Annotated in this window: 18 protein-coding genes and 1 tRNA gene; 5 read left to right on the top strand and 14 right to left on the bottom strand. The window is 69.8% G+C overall.

All coding sequences use genetic code 11. The features are described 5' to 3' along the window. Positions 1–14: 14 nt before the first annotated feature. Both G9U51_RS08830 and G9U51_RS08825 read right to left on the bottom strand, forming a co-directional pair. Positions 15–602 (bottom strand): hypothetical protein, encoded by a 588-nt coding sequence (locus G9U51_RS08830; RefSeq protein WP_166196080.1) that lies wholly within the window; start codon positions 600–602, stop codon positions 15–17. Further along, a complete protein-coding gene (locus G9U51_RS08825) occupies positions 599–1,051 on the bottom strand; it encodes an acyl-CoA thioesterase (RefSeq protein ID WP_166196078.1) in 453 nt (150 codons plus the stop codon). Before G9U51_RS08825 ends, G9U51_RS08830 begins: the two co-directional genes overlap by 4 nt. A gap of 49 nt (positions 1,052–1,100) precedes the next feature. Here G9U51_RS08825 and G9U51_RS08820 point away from each other — a divergent pair, with 49 nt between their 5' ends. From G9U51_RS08820 to G9U51_RS08805, 4 genes are all read left to right on the top strand, one after another. Beyond that, positions 1,101–2,063: an acyl-CoA thioesterase gene (locus G9U51_RS08820; RefSeq protein ID WP_328823390.1), complete on the top strand. Its 963-nt coding sequence runs from the start codon at positions 1,101–1,103 to the stop codon at positions 2,061–2,063. A gap of 58 nt (positions 2,064–2,121) precedes the next feature. Next, positions 2,122–2,772, top strand: a complete 651-nt coding sequence (locus tag G9U51_RS08815; protein ID WP_166196074.1) for an NAD(P)-dependent oxidoreductase — start codon at positions 2,122–2,124, stop codon at positions 2,770–2,772. Positions 2,773–3,003: 231 nt separating this feature from the next. Next, complete coding sequence (locus G9U51_RS08810; RefSeq protein ID WP_166196072.1) at positions 3,004–3,789, top strand: class I SAM-dependent methyltransferase; 786 nt, start codon at positions 3,004–3,006, stop codon at positions 3,787–3,789. Further along, positions 3,773–4,300 (top strand): GNAT family N-acetyltransferase, encoded by a 528-nt coding sequence (locus tag G9U51_RS08805; protein ID WP_166196070.1) that lies wholly within the window; start codon positions 3,773–3,775, stop codon positions 4,298–4,300. Before G9U51_RS08810 ends, G9U51_RS08805 begins: the two co-directional genes overlap by 17 nt. Here the strand turns inward: G9U51_RS08805 and G9U51_RS17835 are convergent. The 5 genes from G9U51_RS17835 to G9U51_RS08780 form a co-directional block, all read right to left on the bottom strand. Further along, positions 4,294–5,151: a DUF402 domain-containing protein gene (locus tag G9U51_RS17835; protein WP_166196068.1), complete on the bottom strand. Its 858-nt coding sequence runs from the start codon at positions 5,149–5,151 to the stop codon at positions 4,294–4,296. The genes G9U51_RS08805 and G9U51_RS17835 overlap by 7 nt on opposite strands. 5 nt (positions 5,152–5,156) lie before the next feature. Continuing rightward, positions 5,157–6,839 (bottom strand): energy-dependent translational throttle protein EttA, encoded by a 1,683-nt coding sequence (ettA, locus tag G9U51_RS08795; protein ID WP_166196066.1) that lies wholly within the window; start codon positions 6,837–6,839, stop codon positions 5,157–5,159. Positions 6,840–6,919: 80 nt separating this feature from the next. Further along, complete coding sequence (locus tag G9U51_RS08790; RefSeq protein WP_166196064.1) at positions 6,920–7,468, bottom strand: single-stranded DNA-binding protein; 549 nt, start codon at positions 7,466–7,468, stop codon at positions 6,920–6,922. Positions 7,469–7,737: 269 nt separating this feature from the next. Beyond that, a complete protein-coding gene (locus tag G9U51_RS08785) occupies positions 7,738–9,381 on the bottom strand; it encodes a GTPase family protein (RefSeq protein ID WP_166196062.1) in 1,644 nt (547 codons plus the stop codon). Beyond that, the gene (locus G9U51_RS08780) at positions 9,378–11,090 is read right to left on the bottom strand and encodes a dynamin family protein (RefSeq protein WP_166196060.1); all 1,713 of its coding nucleotides are present in this window, start codon (positions 11,088–11,090) and stop codon (positions 9,378–9,380) included. Before G9U51_RS08780 ends, G9U51_RS08785 begins: the two co-directional genes overlap by 4 nt. 74 nt (positions 11,091–11,164) lie before the next feature. Between G9U51_RS08780 and G9U51_RS08775 the strand changes: the two genes are divergently transcribed. Further along, positions 11,165–11,238 (top strand) — tRNA-Arg (locus tag G9U51_RS08775). Here G9U51_RS08775 and G9U51_RS08770 read toward each other — a convergent pair. The 7 genes from G9U51_RS08770 to G9U51_RS08740 all read right to left on the bottom strand — a co-directional run bounded on the left by G9U51_RS08770 (position 11,207) and on the right by G9U51_RS08740 (position 17,310). Further along, the gene (locus tag G9U51_RS08770) at positions 11,207–12,946 is read right to left on the bottom strand and encodes a recombinase family protein (protein ID WP_166196058.1); all 1,740 of its coding nucleotides are present in this window, start codon (positions 12,944–12,946) and stop codon (positions 11,207–11,209) included. The genes G9U51_RS08775 and G9U51_RS08770 overlap by 32 nt on opposite strands. Further along, the gene (locus G9U51_RS08765; protein ID WP_166196056.1) at positions 12,943–13,329 is read right to left on the bottom strand and encodes a recombinase family protein; all 387 of its coding nucleotides are present in this window, start codon (positions 13,327–13,329) and stop codon (positions 12,943–12,945) included. The genes G9U51_RS08770 and G9U51_RS08765 overlap by 4 nt, the downstream gene beginning before the upstream one ends. A gap of 172 nt (positions 13,330–13,501) precedes the next feature. Next, the gene (locus G9U51_RS08760; RefSeq protein WP_166195719.1) at positions 13,502–13,648 is read right to left on the bottom strand and encodes a hypothetical protein; all 147 of its coding nucleotides are present in this window, start codon (positions 13,646–13,648) and stop codon (positions 13,502–13,504) included. Positions 13,649–13,719: 71 nt separating this feature from the next. Beyond that, positions 13,720–14,349 (bottom strand): hypothetical protein, encoded by a 630-nt coding sequence (locus G9U51_RS08755; RefSeq protein ID WP_166196054.1) that lies wholly within the window; start codon positions 14,347–14,349, stop codon positions 13,720–13,722. Between the two features lie 62 nt (positions 14,350–14,411). After that, on the bottom strand, positions 14,412–14,936 hold the full coding sequence (locus tag G9U51_RS08750) for a single-stranded DNA-binding protein (protein WP_166196052.1): 525 nt from the start codon (positions 14,934–14,936) through the stop codon (positions 14,412–14,414). 119 nt (positions 14,937–15,055) lie between these two features. Further along, complete coding sequence (locus tag G9U51_RS08745) at positions 15,056–16,783, bottom strand: type IV secretory system conjugative DNA transfer family protein (RefSeq protein WP_328823395.1); 1,728 nt, start codon at positions 16,781–16,783, stop codon at positions 15,056–15,058. Between the two features lie 32 nt (positions 16,784–16,815). Next, entirely contained in the window at positions 16,816–17,310 is a 495-nt protein-coding gene (locus tag G9U51_RS08740) for a hypothetical protein (protein WP_166196050.1), read from the bottom strand. Between the last annotated feature and the right edge of the window lie 368 nt (positions 17,311–17,678).

Here is a 17,678-nt window from a genome sequence, read left to right as displayed (position 1 = left end):
GCCGGTCGCCGGCGTTAGCGGGTGAGCACGTGACCGGCGGCGGTCGACAGCCGGGTCCAGTTGCCGGCGGTGCGCACCTGCGCGGGCTGGTCACCGAGGAAACCCAGGGCGTATGCCGCGAAGGCCGCCCCCTTGGTGACCGCGTCGGTGAGGGCTTCGGCCCACACCGTCTCGGCCGACTCGCCGGCCTTGATGCGCGAAATGCCTTGCAGCGCAGCGCTTTTCAGGCCTTCTGGGTCTATTTCTCCGGCGGCTGCCCAACCGCTGCGGGGTGGCGACATGGCTGCCCAGGCGGCGACCACCTCCTGCGGCGGGACGGGCAGCGAGCGGCCGTTGTCCTCGCGGGCGAGGCGATCACGGATCGCGACGAGGGGCACGACGACGTCCAGGTCGGCCGGCTGCCCCAGGGCGACCGCGCGCATCGCGACGGCCACATTGCGCAGCACGAGTCCGGACCCGGAGAGGGCACCGACCCACAGCGCGAGCGTCATGCCCTGCGCCTGCAACCGGATCGCCCCGTTGCCGTCGACGCGCAGCGCCCGGCCGACGAAGGTCGCCACATCGGCGCGGGTCTGCTCATCGGACAGGATCAACTCGGTCATCCGCGCGCACCCCGGCGCTTCATCTCCACGGGCGCCCCGGCATACCGCTGGAGGATCTCGCGGGCCTCGGTGGGGATGCGCACCGGACGCTGGGCGTCCATGTCGAAGGCGACCTGGGTCGTCTCGGCGCGCACGATCGCCGGTGCGTCGTCGGTGTCCTCCTCGACGATCTCGTAGCTGAGGTCGAAGGACGCGCCCGCAATCCGCGAGGTCCACATCCGGATCACCACCGGCTCAGGCCGGTAGTGCAACTGGCGCAGGTAATCGATCTCACACCGGGCGACGAGCAGCCGCGGGTGGTGCGCCTGCTCCTCGGCGAACCACTCGCGCAGACCGAGCACGCGCGCTTCCTCCAGCAGGCGCGCGACCTGGACATTGTTCACATGGCGCAGCGCATCCATGTCGGACCAGCGGAGGGGCACGCGGACGGCATACGGGCGAATCGGCATACGGACATCATGGCAATCCCCCCGCGCGTGCCTCGCTAGAGTCTGCCGGGTGACCAGCGAGCCCGCGAACAGCGAAGACGTCGACCCGGTGCGCACCCTGCTGGAGGTGCTCGACCTGGAGCCCGCGGGCACCACGCCGTTCGGCCCCGACCCGAGCCCGGCCGACCTCGACGAGGACGACGTGCCGTCGCGCGAGCTGGAGCTGTTCGTCGGCCGCAGCCAGATCACCCCGCACAAGCGGGTCTTCGGCGGACAGGTGCTGGCCCAGTCGCTGATCGCGGCCGGCCGGTCGGTGCAGGCGGTCGACGGGCTGCAGGCGCGGCGGCCGCACTCGCTGCACGCCTACTTCATCCGCCCGGGCGACTCGCTGGAGCCGATCCGGTTCGCGGTCGAGAACCTGCGCGATGGCAACTCCTTCTCGGTGCGGCGCGTCTTCGCGATGCAGAAGGGCCGCACCATCTTGTCGGCGACGCTGTCCTTCCAGGAGCCGGCCGACGGGCTGGACCACCAGGCGCAGATGCCGTCGACCCCCGACCCGGACCGGGTGCGCACCACGGCCGAGGAGCTGAAGGGCATCGACCACCCGGCGGCCGACCATTGGCGCTCGCGGGCGATCGACGTGCGCACCGTGGAGGGGGCGCTCTACTACCAGCCGGGGCGGCAGCACAACGCCCATCAGAACGTCTGGATGCGCTGCGCCGGTCCGCTGCCGGACGACCCGCTGCTGCACACCGCGATCCTCGCCTACGCCTCGGATTACACGCTGCTCGAATCGGTGCTGCGCCGGCACGGTATGGCGTGGGCCGACCGCCGGTTGCGGGTCGCGAGCCTGGACCACGCGATGTGGTTCCACCGACCGGTGCGCATCGACAATTGGGTTCTCTACCAACAGGAATCGCCGTCGGCCTCCGGCGGTCGCGGGCTCGGGCTCGGCAAGATCTTCGGCCTCGACGGCACCCTCGTCGCCTCGGTGGCGCAGGAGGGGATGGTGCGGGTCAAGCAACCGGAATAGCCGCCTGGTCGCGGCGGTTGCCGCGAGCACTCTGGAGAACTGCAGGAGGACTCCCCTCATGGCACGTATCGCACTCATCGGTGGTCACGGCAAGGTGGCCCTGCTCGCCGAACCGTTGCTCGCCGATGCCGGTCACCAGGTGACCGCGTTCGTCCGCAATCCCGACCACGCAGCCGACGTGCGCGCTGCGTCGGCCACGCCGCAGGTGGCCGACATCGAGACGCTCGGGGTCGACGGGCTGACCGAGTTGTTGCGCGGCTTCGACATCGTCGTCTGGTCTGCCGGCGCGGGAGGCGGCTCGCCCGAGCGCACGTATGCCGTCGACCGCGACGCCGCGATCCGCTCGATGGATGCCGCGGTGGCGGCCGGTGTGCGGCGGTACATCATGGTGTCCTATTTCGGCGCAGGGCCGGATCACGGTGTGCCCGAAGGGGATTCGTTCTTCGCGTATGCCGACGCCAAGGCTGCCGCGGACACGCACCTGCGGTCCACCGATCTGGACTGGACGATCCTGATGCCGAGTCGGCTGACTCTTGAGCCCGCCCGCGGCATCGACCTCGACCCGGCGGACAAGGGGTCGGTCTCTCGTGAGGCCGTGGCTCAGGTGATCGCCGCGGTGGTCGATGCGCCGGCCACCGTCGGCAAGGACCTGCCGTTCAACGACGGTGACACCCCGGTCGCTCAGGCCCTCGCCTCCCTCGGCGCGTAAGCGTCGCCCGGTGACTGCGACGCGCCGAACAACACGCCCCACCCGGCGCGTAAGCGTCACCAGGTGACCGCGACGCGCCGAACAACACAACCCACCCGGCGCGTAAGCGTCACCTGGTGACTGCGACGCGCCGAACAACACGCCCCACCCGGCGCGTAAGCGTCACCAGGTGACCGCGACGCGCCGCAAATTGGGTCGCGGCCGATGGTCGGTAGCGGGTAGGGAGGAGTCATGACCTCCGACGACGCACTGCTGGCCGCCTGGCGCGCCGAAGAGCGTGCGCAGCCCGAGGGCTGGGACTTCTCCAGCCTGGCGGGGCGCATGCGCGAGAGCCGCGAGCCCTGGGACCTCGAGTCGTTCTATCGCGAGGCGCTGGCGAGCGCACAGCACGTGCTCGACATGGGCACCGGCGGTGGTGAATACCTCACTCGCTTCGTCGACCACCTGCCCAACGACACCACCGCCACTGAGGGGTGGCCGCCGAATCTCCCTGTGGCACAACGTCATTTGGGTGACCTCGGCATACCCGTCGTTGAATACGGGGCACCCGACAACGACGTCGACGCGGTGTCGATGCCCTTCCCGGACGACCGGTTCGACCTCGTGCTCAACCGGCACGAGTCGTTCTCTCCCCGTGAACTCGCCCGGGTGATCGCGCCGGGAGGCACCTTCCTCACCCAGCAGGTTGGCGGGCGCGACACGGCCGACCTGCTGGAGTTCCTCGGGCGCCCACTGCCCTTCCCGCAGGTGTCGTTCATGGCGTTCTCCACCGACCTCGCCGCTGCCGGGTTCGAGATCATCGACGGCGCGGACGACGTCGGCTGGTACGAGTTCGATGACGTGGCGGCGCTGGTGGCCTTTCTGCAGCTTGCGACCTGGCCGCCGCCAGCCGAATTCTCGGTCGACCGGTATGCCGATCGGCTGCTCGCCCTGCACGCACGGACCGGTGGTCGACCGTTCCGGGTCGAGCGAAATCGCTTCTGGCTCAAGGGAGTTCGCTATGCAAGTCAGACCTGAGCAACCAGCCGACTTCGACGAGATCCGGGTGCTGGTGGCGGCCGCCTTCGGCTCGCAGGTCGAGGCAGACCTGGTCGACCGGATCAGGGCGACACCCGAATACCGGCCGGAGTACAGCCTGGTCGCCGATGACCGCGGTGACCTCGTCGGGCATGTGATGCTCGATGGTTGCGTCGTGCGCAGCGAGGCCGGGAACCGACCGGTGCTGATGCTGTCGCCGCTCGCCGTCCGGCCCGATCGGCAGGGCCAGGGCATCGGCACGGCGCTGATCGAGGCAGCCATCGCCCTGGCCGACAAGGACGGTGAACCCTTCGTGGTGCTTGAGGGCAGCCCGGTCTACTACGGCGCGCGTGGATTCGTCCCGGCACTCGATCACGGGCTGCAGCTCCGGCTGCCCGACTGGGCTCCCGCGGAGGCGGCGCAGGTGCGGCTGCTCAGCGCCTACGACCCGGCCGATCGGTCACTGCGCGGACCGGTCGTCTATCCCTCGTCCTTCGACGCGCTCTACTGATCCGAGATCGCCGCGCGCAGTTCGCGGATGAGTTCGGTGTCCGGCAGGGGCAGCGGCGCATCGAACTCCGGCGTCGGTCGCCACTGCTCGAAGGCTTCGGACAGCGGCCAGGCCCACGGTTCGACGATCTCGCGGCAGAACCGCTCGGCCGCCGCCCGGATGCCGTCCGCCTCCGCCTCGGTGTAGCGGCCCGCCGGGACCGTCTGCTCCAGCTCGTCGGCGTCCTTCAGCCACACCTCCACGGTGCCGCTGTCATCCGGTGCGAGCCACAGGTCGAGGACCAGATCGCGCGTGTGCGTGCGCGTGGTCGCTTCCCCCGGTTCCGTCGAACGCCGGTGTGGCAGTTCGAGATTCACATACCAACCCTCGAACTCGCCGGCGTCGTTCCAGAACCACCACACCGACCACGGTGCACCGGCCGGGATGACGCGCAGCACGCCCGGGCCACGCCATACCGACTCGCGCATGACCCATGCCGAGCGGAACCGCTGGTCCAGCGGCACCGACCGTGCTCCGCCACCCGCGGGCGTGGTCGGGACCAGCCGACCCGCTCCGCTCGGCACCCACAGCACCAACCCGCGCTCGTCCTCGCGAACGACCCGGCTCATGTCGACCGAGCGGCCGAAATGCAGCGCCATCGGTTCACCGGGCTGAGCGTATGGCGGCGCGCCGGTCACCGGCGCCAGGTCACCCAGGGCGGTTGTCCCAAAAATCTCGCGCGGCGCGGTGTGCAGCCAGTCCTCGCGAGCACCCGCAGGAGCGATCGGGATCCAGCCCTCGCCGCGACGGCCGATCAGCGCGATCGTGCCGCCGCTGGGTGTGATGTCGGTGGCACCGACCTCGCGGGTCACCGAGGTCAGTCGCGGGTCAGCTTGCGGTAGGTCACGCGGTGCGGTCGCGCCGCCTCCGGGCCGAGCCGCTCGATCTTGTTCTCCTCGTAGGAAGCGAAGTTGCCCTCAAACCAGTACCACTTGGCCGGGTCCTTCTCGTCACCCTCGTAGGCGAGGATGTGCGTCGCGACGCGGTCGAGGAACCACCGGTCGTGGCTGATGACCACGGCACAACCGGGGAAGTCCAGCAGCGCGTTCTCCAGGGAGCCGAGGGTCTCGACGTCCAGGTCGTTGGTCGGCTCGTCGAGCAGCAGCAGGTTGCCGCCCTGCTTCAGGGTCAGCGCCAGGTTGAGGCGGTTGCGCTCACCACCGGAGAGCACCCCGGCCTTCTTCTGCTGGTCCGGGCCCTTGAACCCGAACTGCGAGACATAGGCCCGCGACGGGATCTCGACGCTGCCGACCTGGATGTGGTCCAGTCCGTCGGAGACGACCTCCCACAGCGTCTTGCTCGAGTCGATGCCGCCACGGCTCTGGTCGACATACGAGATCTTCACGGTGTCACCGATCTTGACCTCGCCGCCGTCCGGCTCCTCCAGGCCGACGATCGTCTTGAACAGCGTGGTCTTGCCGACGCCGTTCGGGCCGATGACGCCGACGATGCCGTTGCGAGGCAAGGTGAACGACAGCCCGTCGATGAGCACCCGGTCGCCGAAGCCCTTCTTCAGGTCCTTGACCTCGATGACTTGTGCGCCGAGGCGCGGGCCCGGCGGGATCTGGATCTCCTCGAAGTCGAGCTTCTTGGTGCGCTCGGCCTCGGCCGCCATCTCCTCGTACCGCGCGAGGCGGGCCTTGGACTTGGTCTGGCGGGCCTTGGCGTTGGAGCGCACCCACTCCAGCTCCGACTTCAGCCGCTTGGCGAGCTTGGCGTCCTTCTTGCCCTGGACCTGCAGGCGCTCCTGCTTCTTGGCCAGGTAGGTCGAGTAGTTGCCCTCGTAGGGGTAGAGGCGGCCGCGGTCGACCTCGGCGATCCACTGAGCGACATTGTCCAGGAAGTACCGGTCGTGGGTGATCGCGAGCACGGTGCCCGGGTAGGCCGCGAGATGCTGCTCCAGCCAGGTCACCGACTCGGCATCGAGGTGGTTGGTCGGCTCGTCGAGCAGCAACAGGTCCGGCTTGGACAGCAGCAGCTTGCAGAGCGCGACGCGGCGCCGCTCACCACCGGATAGGACCTTCACGTCGGCGTCGCCCGGCGGGCAGCGCAGCGCGTCCATCGCCTGCTCCAGCTGGGAGTCGAGGTCCCACGCATCCGCGGCGTCGATCTTCTCCTGCAGCTTGCCCATCTCGGCCATCAACGCATCGAAGTCCGCGTCCGGGTCGGCCATCTGCTCGGAGATCTCGTTGTAGCGGTCGAGATCGGCCTTGATCTGGCCGAGGCCCTCCTCGACATTGCCGCGAACGTCCTTGTCCTCGTTCAGCGGCGGCTCCTGCTGCAGGATGCCGACCGAATACCCCGGTGACAGCCGTGCCTCACCGTTGGACGGCTGGTCCAGGCCGGCCATGATCTTCAGGATCGTCGACTTGCCGGCGCCATTCGGACCCACCACGCCGATCTTGGCGCCGGGGTAGAACGACATGCTGACGTCGTCCAGGATCAGCTTGTCGCCGACCGCCTTGCGCGCCTTGGTCATGGTGTAGATGAACTCAGCCATGGCGTGCAGGCTATCTGGGGCAGGCCTCCCCCTCCGAATCGAGGGACCGCATCGAGGGACCGTATGCCGGCCCGCTCACCTCAGCCGGCGCGCTGCTCGAGCTCCCCGCTGTCACCCGCACCGGCGGGCCGCGCCCAGGGGTCATGGTTGGGCGGGGTGTCGACACCGTCGAAGCGGTCGTCCCGGGGCGCGTCACGATCGTCGTCCGAACCGGATTGCGACCCAGCCGGCACCGTCTCCAGCATCGGACCGGAGGCCTGCTGCGCCTTCTCCTTGGTGAACTTGCTGGTGCCCATCATCAGGTCGTGGCCGACATAGGACGCCACAATCTGCATGCTGGAGTGCTGACCACCGTCGTTGCCGGTCCAGGTGTTGGTCTCGACCCTGCCGACCACCATGACCTGCTCGCCCTTGCGCACGCTGCGGTCGATATTGGTGGCGAGCCGCCGGAAGGCGGTGACGCGGTAGTACTCGGTCGTGCCGTCCTTCCACTCCCCGGTGCGATTGTCCTTATAGCGCGGGTTGACGGCCACGCGGAAGTTGACCAGCGGGTCGCCGTTGCGGGTCGTGCGGCTCTCCGGTTCGGCAACGACATTGCCGACGATGGTGATGGTCGCCTCGTGCTTCATCTGTCCTTCTCCTTGTGCTCCGGGCCGCGGCACTCGCGGCTGGGCTGCCAGCGTGCGCCGCTCGGCACACGGCAGGACAGAGGGACCGGGGCTGGATGTGGACAACCCGAGTTAGCCGATCGGACCGCCTGTGGACAAGCTCGCCGGCCGGCCGAGGCACCGCGGAGGCAGTCCTATAGCAACCGAAATCCTCTACTACGGGTGCAGGAGGGGTCAGCGAGCGGTGGTCGCTATAGCCGCCAGATTCCTCTACTACGGGTGTAGGAGGGTCAGCGGGTGGCTTCGTCGAGGCGTTCGCGCGCCACGCGGTGGTCGTCGAGCACCTGCTGCACCGGCTCGACCACTTGGGCCTGGGCGACCTCGGCCACCGCCTCGCGCAACCGGCGCTCGACCTTGCGGCCACGACGGTCGGCGCCGCGGGCTGCCAGCCAGCGCGATACGAGCGCAAGCAACAGCCCGAGCAGCACGCCGGCGACGAGCATGACCACCGGCACCGGCGCCCAGCCCCACAGGTTGGGCACGCCGACGTGGATCTGGGCCATGTTGAAGCCGACGAGCACGAGCAGCCACACCAGGCCGGCGATGGCCACGATCGCGAAGAGCCACTGCAGGGCACCGACGACGCTCCACCAGGCCGGGGTCTTGTCGCGCAACTCGGTGCCGAGGACGGCCTTGTCGAGCGCGTCCCGCAGGTTTTCGTCCCCGGGCGTCGCGGCATCCTGCACCGCTTCCGCCCACGGCCCGGGCAAGCCGTCCGAGACCCGCTCGCCGAGCCGGTGGGTGGCCAGGTCGACCGAGGCCTTCGCGGCCGGGCTCGCCGGCGGCAGGGATGAGCGGCCGAGCGCCATCTTCAGGTCGCTGCGGCTCATCGAGCCGGCCACGCGATCCAGCCCGAGCCGGTTCAGCGGGCGTGGCCGCAGCCGGCCGACCCAGCGGGTGAACGGCCAGCCACCCTTGCCGGCGGCCGCCATCCGGTAGTCGCGCTTGACCGCATCGACCACCAGCGGCACGGCCGCCGCGCGGCAGAGGGCGTCGTTGAGTTCGTTCGTCGCGCCCTTGCCGAAGCCAGCCTCGTTGTCGCCCACGTGCTGGCGCAGCGCACCGGCCTGCTGCCGCAGGTCGGCGAGCAGCCGCTGCTCGGCGGCGTTGCGCCGCTCGACGACCGAGGAGATCTCGCGCACCAGCGCATCGAGCCCGGTGCCCTGCACCGCGGAGGTGGTGACGACCTTGGCCTTGCCCAGGCCGTCCCGGGCGAGCAGCCGTTCGAGGTCCTCGACACACGCGCGCACGGCCTCGCGGGACAGCCGGTCGATCTGGTTGAGCACGACCAGCGTCACCGCGTCGTGCCCCGCCATGCGCTTGATGTATTCGTCGTGCAGCACGGCGTCGGCATATTTCTGCGGGTCGGTGACCCAGATGAAGACGTCAGCGAGTTCGAGGATGCGGTCGGCCTCGGCACGGTGGGCCGCCACCCTGGAGTCGAAGTCCGGCAGGTCGAGCAGGACAAGGCCGGCGAGGCGGTCGGCATACGGCGCAGTGGGGGGCACCTGGTGACGTGCGCCGACACCGAGCCAGTCCATGAGTTCGGCGGACGGCTCGTCACCCCAGAGCGCCGCAGCGGTCACCGAGGTGGTGGGGCGGCGTGCTCCGATCCGCGAAACCGGTTCTCCCGCAAGGGCATTGAACAAACTCGACTTGCCGCTGCCGGTCGCTCCGGCGAGCGCGACGACGGTGCGCGAGCCGGCGATGCCGGTGCGCTCCCCCAGCCGTTGCCGGATGGCGCGCAACCGCTCGACCTGGTCGGCGGGCAGCCGGTCGCCACCGGCGCGCAGGGCTTCGTCGATCGCGTCGACCCGCCGGGTGAGCTCCTCGCGGGAGACCGGCGCATTGGCGTCCTTGGTCCACAACCTCATCGGGCCGCGTTCACCCCCTGCAGTGCGGGGCCGAGCAGGTCGCGATCAGTCGCACCCTCGGTCACCGTGTCGAGCACTGTCCCGAACCGGCCGGACTCGGCGTCATACAGCTCCTTGGTGCGTTCGAGCAGACGGGCGCGCGCCCGCATCGACAGAGTGCGGACCGCCTGGTCGCCGAAGACCGCTTCGAGCAGCCGCTGGGCCAGCACGGCCGAGCCACCGGCAATGCCGATCTCGGCGCCGGACAGGCCCGCGGTGGCGGAGAAGGTGATGATCATCAGCATCACCGCGATGCCGTTGACCCCAAAGGCGAGGAAGCGAGCGGTGGAGCGCTTCTCCCCCGCCTCGTCGCGGACCATCTGCAGCACGTCGCCCTGCCAGTCGCGCACCAGGCGTTCGACGCGCTCGTGGAAGGCCGGGGACACCGCGGCCAGCTCCTTGTGCCCGTCGGCTAGCGGCGCACCACCGGGCAGTGCCCGCCACTGCCGCACCGTGGTGATCGCGGCGGTCTCGGCGTGCGCGAGCAGCAGCGCTGCCACACCCTCGTGCAGCGCCTCGCCGAGGTTTTCGGCCGGCTCCTGCTTGCCCCGCCCGCGGGCGAACGCGACCACCCTGTCGCGCAGCTTGCCCACGCCGGCTTCGAGCTGGCGCAGGAGTTCACCGGTGCCGACGAACTCCTGCCAGCGGGCGAGCACCTCGCCGCGCAGCAGAGTGCCGTCGCGCATGCCTTCCTTCACACCCTCGATCGCCCCCGCGTATGCCGTCTCGGGCGCCTGCCGCAGCGCCCGCACCGCGGCGACCTGGTCGCTGGAGGCGTTGCGCAGAGCGTTCGCGCGCTGGTCGAGCGAGGCGAGCGCGCCATCGAGCGTGCGCCGGATGACGATCTGGCGAGCATGCGCGTCGGAGGCGAGCGAGCCCAGCCAGCCGCGGATGCGCACCACCTCCGACAGCGGGAGCATGCCGTCGGCGGACAGTTTGGACTCGGCGACGGCGAAGACCGGGCTTTGGCCTAGACCCTGGTCGGCGAGCATGCCGGCGAGGTCGGAGCGCACTTCCTCCATGGCGTCCAGCGGCACGCGGTCCAGCACGATCGCCAGGGACGTGCCCCGCTGGGCCGCCTGGTGCAGCAGATCCCAGGGGACGGCATCGGCATACCGGGTCGCGGTGGTGACGAAGATCCACAGGTCCGCCGCCGACAGCAGCTGGCGCGCGAGGTCGCGGTTGGCCGACACGACCGAGTCGATGTCCGGTGCGTCGAGCAGCGCGAGGCCGAGCGGCAGGTTGTCGGAGGAGACGAGGCGCAAGGTCGCCGGGTCCTGTTCGCCCTGGTCAGCGCCGCTCAACCGGGCGAGCCCTGGCAGCACCCGGTCCCCGGTGAACCAGCGCTCGTCGCGCGGGTTGTGGATCAGCGTCGACGCGCGGGTCGTGGGCCGCAGCACGCCCGGCTTGGTGACGATCTCGCCGACCACCGAGTTGACCAGGGTCGACTTGCCGGCGCCGGTGGATCCGCCGACCACGGCGAGCAACGGAGCGTCGAGCGAAGAGGCGCGCGGGATGATGTAGTCGTCGAGCTGGTTCAACAACTCGGTGCGCGCCGAGCGGGCCGTCGGTGCGTCGGGGGTGTCCAGGGGCAGTCGGGTCGCCTCGACCGCCGCTCGCAACTGGTGCAACGCGGCCGGCAGGGTGGTGGGGTCGTCGGCCGGAGTCACGGGCGTCAGTGTAGGCGGCCAGTGGTCACGCCGTGGGCTCCCGGCGACCCTCCGCCTAGACTCGTGGCCGCCATGCCCCCTTAGCTCAGCTGGATAGAGCAAGGGCCTTCTAATCCCTAGGTCGCAGGTTCGAATCCTGCAGGGGGCACCTGATCGTCGACGTTCAAACCTGGTACCAGCGAAATGGGTTCGCGGGTGTCCAGGCTGCCCGCGTAGGCGGCGGGGTCGTCGGCCCAGGTTTGGGCGCGCTGGTGGGTGCCGGTGTCGAGCAGGATCGCGAACGGGCGGGCCAGTTCGGCGCGGACCGTGTTGTCCTCGTCGAGGTAGAGCTTGGTGAAGAAGGCTTGGTTGCACAGTCGGCGGGTCTCGTCGTCGCCGCGTTCGTAGATGGCGGCGGCGTCGCCGAGCAGGTTGAGGCTGTCTTCCAGCTCGGTGCGAGCCTCCGTGTAGTCGCCGTAGAAGACCTGAATCCGGGAGTTGATGTACTCCAGGTCGGCGTTGATGCGGTCCTGCTCGCGTTTGAGGGCGGGCAGCGCGATGGCGTCGGCGTAGTAGGCGTGGATGAGCTTGGTCTGCTCGGCTTCGAGCTGATCCCGCCGGCTGGTCAGCTCGGCCAGTTCGGTCTCACTGGTGGCGAGCAGGTGGTCGAACTCCGCGGCGAGCATCCCGCGTAGCTGTTCGCGGACGTGCGCTGGGACTTCGATGTTGTGCTGGTAGTAGTCGATGACCAGCCGCTCGGCGTCATCGAGCAGGATCGCCCCGCGGGTGCAGGGAGTGACCTTGCGGTGCCGACCGGCGCACACGAAGTACGGGTAGATGTCCCCGGACCGGCTCTTGGCGTTGGAGACCATCAGCCGCGACCCGCATGAGCCGCAGTACAGGCTGCCCTTGAGGTAGTGGTCGTGACGCTGAGTGCGATCCCCGGCGCTGTTATGAGCCATGAGCACGTTCTGGACCTGATACCACACCTCGGGCGCGATCAGCGGCTCGTGGCTGCCGGCGTACTTGACGCCGCGGTAGATGACGTCGCCCTTGTAGTAGGGGTTGGCCAGCAGCCGGTGCAGCGAGGACAGCGAGATCGGCTTGGCCGGCCGCTTCGGGGTGGCCGGGATCGTCAACCCGCGGGCGACCAGGTCGTCGTGCAGTTGGGAGAGTGTCCAGTTGCCGGTCGCGTATGCCTGGAAGGCCCAGCGGACCAGCTCGGCGCGGTCGGGATCGACCTGCACGGTGCGCACGACGCGGCCCATCTCGTTGCGGACGTGGACGTTGAGGTAGCCGACCGGCGCTTTCGAGGGGGTCCCGCCGGTGGCCGCCTTCTGCGTCATACCTTTGACGACCTCGGTGGCCAGGTTGCGGGAGTAGAACTCCGCGATCGTGGACATGATCCCGTGCAGCAGCATCCCCGAGGGGGTCTCGTCGATGTTCTCCGTGGCCGAGACGAGCGTGACCCCGGCCGCTTGGAGGGCGAGGTGGATCGCCACGTCGTCGGCTCGGTTGCGGGCCAGCCGGTCCACCTTGTGCACAATGCAGTAGGCGACCCGGTGAGCTTTGACGTAGGCGATCATGCGTTGCAGATCGGGCCGGTCCGCGCTCTTGGCCGACTCCCCGGCGTCAACGAACTCAGCGACGATCCGCGCCCCGATCGCCTCCGCCTTGTGCGCGTTGGCCTGCCGCTGCGCCGGGATGGAGAATCCCTCGTCCTGGCCGCCCTTCTCGGCCTGTTCCTTGGTCGAGACCCGCAGATAGGACACGGCCACCGCCAGCTCGCGGACAGTCTCGGGGGTCAGGGCGGCCGGAGCCTGCTCGGCGAACGTTGAACCGATGGCTCGGACTTCTGTGAGGCTGGGGCGGCTCATCGGATCGTCTCCCCCGGCCGGCGGGAGGCGTCCACGATCGCCACCCCGGCGTCGGACAGTGCCTGGTCAATGTCGGCGTAGTGCTCCGCGTCGCGGGAGAACCGGTCGGCCTGGGCGACGATGCAGTAGCCGACGCGGCCGGTCGCCGCCCGGTCGAGCAGCCGGAGTAGGCCGGGCCGGTCGCGGCTCATGCCGGAGTAGCCGAGGTCGATGAACTCCTCGGTCACGGTCAGGCCGAGCCGGTCGGCCGCACGGGTGATCGCGGCGCGTTGCCGGTCGACGGCAGCGCTCTGGTCGGCAGGGAAGGGTGAGGCGACCCGGAGGTAGGCGACGGCGGTCAGGTCGTCGCCTTCGGATGAGGGGGACTGATCGGTGCGGCACATGCTGGCGCTCTTTCTCTGGACTGCGGTGGCGCGCCCTCGCCGTGTGCGGCGGTGAAACAGTCCTAGAGAGAAAGCACCCAAGGCCAGCTTGGGTTCCGACGTTCCGGCGCCGTAGCGCCGGGGTCTTGATATTGCCTGTCCACCTCACACGCTGGGTGCGAAGGCGTTACGTCTAGTCTACCGGTCCTTCGACCTGCGGGAGCGAGACGCGCTGCGGTTCGCGCTGCTCGCGTTCGGCCCGTGCCCGCTCGTAGCGGACCAGGGCGTAGCGCAAGTAGGCCGCGGCCAGCTTGTGCAGGTCGGGCGGGTCCCTGTGCACGGCGCGGATGCTGAACTGCCGCTCGTGGTAGGGGCGGTAGTCGGTCTTGCGCTGGTACGGCCGTCCCCGCGCTACTCGTCCTGTCCGGCGCGCAGGAACTCCGCTTCGGCCTCGGCGCGGCGGTTGACGTCGGCGATGACGAAGGTCACGAAGTCCTCATCGCGATGGGTGATCGGCGTTTCGGCGCCGGCCGGTTCGGCGTCCTCGCCGGGCCAGGTGGTCTGGCGGGTGGGTCGGTCGCGGTCCAGGCGGGTGCCGGACAGCGCGACCCATTCGCGTAGCCGCTGCTGGGCGGCGTGGAAGTCGGCCAACCAGCCGATCGGGGCTGAGGCGTGCTGGGCGGGGTCGTAGGCGCCGAGCCAGTGCAGGTGCAGCGCGGACAGCTCCCACACCAGCTCGGGGTGGTGGTGCCAGTACGGCGGGATGACCGAGGTGGGCAGCCCGAAGGTGTGTCGCAGCCAGTCGACCCACTCGTTGAGGGCCAGCCATTCGTACTCGGCGTCCTCGGCAGTCAGCGAACGCCAGTTGACCGGGTGCGGCACAGCCGTTTCAGCGGTGTCTTCGCCGTCATCGAGGTCGTCGTCACGGCCGGTGTCGTCGTTCGGTGCCTGCGCGGTGACCTCGTCGGGTTCGTCGCGTACGGGCTGGAACTCCTCGTCAGCGCCGCTTTCGGTGGGCTGGTCGGAAGGTGGTGTCGTCATGGTCGGTGGGTCCTTCTCGGGAGTCGACGTCGCTCGGAGGCCGATAGCGGAGTGCAGGAAGGTCAGCGGCTGAGGCCGTCCTGCCCGGCGGGCGCCGGAGCGGGGTGGGCTGGGGCTGGCGGCGGGAGCTGGTCGCGTCGGGAAGCGCCAACGGTCGGCCGGTCTGCGACGGTGCGCCCGTCCCGGGCGACTGGGTCGCGGTCGGCGGCGGGTGTGTCCCGGCTGCTGCCGGTCCGGCGCTGCACTTGGTAGGTGGTGGTGTTCGGGTCGTGACTCATCCGGCTGGTCACGAACTGCTGGTCGGTGACCTGTTCGCTGTTGACCGTGTGGGTGTAGTCGCGCACGTAGCCCTGGGCGAGGAAGTCATCGCCCTTGCGGAACCGCTCGGCGGATAGCTCCGCGCCTTTCCCGAACTGGATCAGGTCGTGGTAGCTGGGGTCCAGCTTCGTGAAGCTGCCGTCGTCCTCACGCTGGTAGTGGTTGATCCCGACCCGGGCGTAGAAGCGGGCCTGTCCCTGCTCGCTGAAGGTGAGCTTGGGGTCGGTGGCGATGAACCCGTTGATGGACTGTGAGGTCTTGATGTCCACGGTTGCCTCCGTCGCTTCCTGTGGTGTCGCGTCGGTGGATCGGCGCTCTACCGGGCAGGTACGTGACGGGTCCCAGCCGGGAGGTGGGTGGGTCGTGGCGGTGGAGTTACGCGGTGGAGTTACACCGCGGCGCGGCGGAGGGCGTGCTCAATCTCGCGACGCTCCGCGGTCAGCTGGCCGGCGTCGGGTCGTCCGGTCCACGGGCGTAGGTCGGAGATGATCGGTGGGGCCGCGCGCAGCAGGATGGTGCCGGTACCGAACGGCATCGTGCGCAGCGCGTCCGGGGGCAGGATCGGCACCCGGCGGATCGAACGTTGATGCGACCGCGCGCCGGTGGCGTCGGTGGTGGTGGAGTCGGTGGTCTCGTCCCGCTCTCCGATGAGGGTGGAGAGGTCTTGCAGGTCGCGGCTGTGCGAGGCGCCGCCGAGGATGATCTTGCTGATCGCCGCGTCCCAGATCGCGGCGGCCTGGTTCTCGCCCCACTTCTGTCGTGCCTGCGCCATTGACTGAAGCACGGTCACGGTGGTGATGCCGGTGCCGCCGCCGTCGGCCATCAGGACTGGCAGGGAGGGCAGGGGCGCGAGGTTGCCGATCTCATCCAGGGCCAGCAGTAGCGGTGGGTCGAGACGTGCGCCGGGTGAGCGGGCGGCGTGACGGCGGGCGGTCTCGGTCAGGTCTTCGATGAAGGCGGCCACCAACGCGGCGCTCGCGCCGGCTCCGGCACCGGTCGCCAGCAGGTAGAGAGTGCCGTGCTCGCCGAGGAAGGCGTCAGGGTCGAAGTCCTCGCCCTCTCTCGGGGTCACCGCATCCAGGACGCGGGGATCGGCGAGCGCACCGAAGGCGAGGCCCACGCCTTGCCAGATCGAGTCGCGAGTGCGGGGGTCGGAGTCGATCATGGATTCCAGCGAGTCCGCCCACCCCTCCGCCGCGCGTGTGTCGGTCTGGAGGATGTGCACGGCATCGGCGGCCGCCGTCGGGTTCAGCGCCCACTGATACAACGTGCGGGCATCCCGTCCGTCGAGGGCGGCGGCGTGCAACAACGTCTGTATCGCCCCGGCAGTCTTCCCTTCCCAAAATCCGCCGCCCTCGACGCCGCCACCGCCGAGTCCGGTACCCGCCGCGAGGCCGGCGGCACGGATCATCGCGGTCAGCGGGTCGTCGCAGCCGCGGACCGGCGACCATCGCAGCCCGGCCGGCAATCCGGCCGCGAGACGTTGCGGGTCGAACACCGCTACCGGCCCGATGCGTTGACGGGCGGTGAGGGTGACGGTGAGGTTGTCCGGGCGAGTCGACGTGGTCACGACCGGGCCGGGCGCGTCGAGGATCGCATTAATCACGATGTGCAGGCCCTTACCGGAGCGCGGCGGGCCGATCAACAGCATCGAGTCTTCGACTGACGCCCAGACCTGCCGGCCCTTCGCCCGCCCCAGCAGATACCCCACCTCGGCCGGAGCTGGGTGGTGCAGCGAAGGGCGCAGGGTGGCGGCGCGGCGACGCAACGCTCGTCCGGAGGCAACGCGTTCGATCTCGATGCCGGTGGCCAGGCCGGCTCGCCGGCGAGGGTCGTTGCCTGGATGGTTGCCGCGGACCAGGCGCACGGCCAGCCAACCGACAAGGCTGGCGGCGAGCAGCAGGACCGCGACGACAGCCCAGTAAGCGATCGGGTTCAGACCCGGTGCGTGCAACGCCGCCGCGGGGTGGACTGGGTGGGCGAGTACGGCCAGCCCCGACCCCAGGTTTGCGGTGGGCTGCGGGATGCCGGTGAGCCAGGCGGCGATGCTGCCCGAGGCGCGCAGGAGTCCGGCCAACACGGCGACAGCGGCGATGCCGCCCAAACCGAGGTTGATCGCAGTGTCGTTGCCCGGCCGGGCCGGGCCAGTCACCGCTGTCGCCGGGGCCACCGGCGGCTCGACCGGGCCGAGCGTGCCGGGGCCGTTCCGCGGACGATCGTGCCCGAGCCGGTGCCGAACAGGATCAACTCATCGACCCGACGAGGCACCCTCGGGGAAACCGGCAGCCGTACGGCGCCGTCGGCGTCGGCGGGAATGCTCGTGGCGACAACCGCCACCAGAACCGGTTCACCCGGCAGGAACCCCTCGCCCCGCAGCACCGGCCCGTCTCCCGTCGGGGCGGGCGCCGGTTCGTCGTCCTCCCGGGGCTCAGGTGTACGGGGTTGGAGGATGTCGGCGTAGCGGGACCCGTCGTGCTCGCGCACCTCGACACGGATGGGGCCGCCGGCTTGTTCGGCGATTGCGGTGAGCGCGGCGCCGAGCCCGCGCCGGTCGACCGGCCCGCCGCTGTTCCCGAGGTCGCTGCGCTCGCCGCTGTCAATGACGATCCGCGCCTGGCCGGCATCGTCGATCGTGACGACCACCTCGGGTAGCACTGCGGGTACCGCCGACGGGGGGTCTAGGTGGGTATCGGGTCCGCTGTGGCGCGACATCACGCGGCCTCAAGACCCGCGTCTGTTTGCGCGCGACTCATACCCATGAGGTGCGCGTCCCCGGCCGTAGACCTTAGGCGCAGTCGGCTCTCGGAACTCCCAAGGATGTTTGAGAAACCAAACATTCAGGTGTGCGTAGACACACCCAGCCCGGTTGGGTCAGGGTTGTCTTTCGAAGGGGAGTAGTTCCTGGCAGCCACCCGGCTGCCAGCGATGTGTCGACATGCTGGCCGTCATAAGGGACGAGCCCGGCGCATCACCCCGCATCGTTTGGGCGAACGAGACCTTCGGCCATTTCG

Origin of the sequence: Metallococcus carri, assembly GCF_011440275.1 — a bacterium.
Lineage (GTDB): Bacteria > Actinomycetota > Actinomycetes > Actinomycetales > Dermatophilaceae > Metallococcus > Metallococcus carri.
Note: the sequence above shows the minus strand (reverse complement) of the source record. Positions and strands in the feature narration are given on the sequence as shown.

Coding starts and splice junctions, on each gene's coding strand:
- G9U51_RS08830 (WP_166196080.1), bottom strand. CDS start 602: ATGACCGAGTTGATCCTGTCCGATGAGCAGACCCGCGCCGATGTGGCG.
- G9U51_RS08825 (WP_166196078.1), bottom strand. CDS start 1,051: ATGCCGATTCGCCCGTATGCCGTCCGCGTGCCCCTCCGCTGGTCCGAC.
- G9U51_RS08815 (WP_166196074.1), top strand. CDS start 2,122: ATGGCACGTATCGCACTCATCGGTGGTCACGGCAAGGTGGCCCTGCTC.
- G9U51_RS08810 (WP_166196072.1), top strand. CDS start 3,004: ATGACCTCCGACGACGCACTGCTGGCCGCCTGGCGCGCCGAAGAGCGT.
- G9U51_RS08805 (WP_166196070.1), top strand. CDS start 3,773: ATGCAAGTCAGACCTGAGCAACCAGCCGACTTCGACGAGATCCGGGTG.
- ettA (WP_166196066.1), bottom strand. CDS start 6,839: ATGGCTGAGTTCATCTACACCATGACCAAGGCGCGCAAGGCGGTCGGC.
- G9U51_RS08790 (WP_166196064.1), bottom strand. CDS start 7,468: ATGAAGCACGAGGCGACCATCACCATCGTCGGCAATGTCGTTGCCGAA.
- G9U51_RS08785 (WP_166196062.1), bottom strand. CDS start 9,381: ATGAGGTTGTGGACCAAGGACGCCAATGCGCCGGTCTCCCGCGAGGAG.
- G9U51_RS08770 (WP_166196058.1), bottom strand. CDS start 12,946: ATGAGCCGCCCCAGCCTCACAGAAGTCCGAGCCATCGGTTCAACGTTC.
- G9U51_RS08765 (WP_166196056.1), bottom strand. CDS start 13,329: ATGTGCCGCACCGATCAGTCCCCCTCATCCGAAGGCGACGACCTGACC.
- G9U51_RS08755 (WP_166196054.1), bottom strand. CDS start 14,349: ATGACGACACCACCTTCCGACCAGCCCACCGAAAGCGGCGCTGACGAG.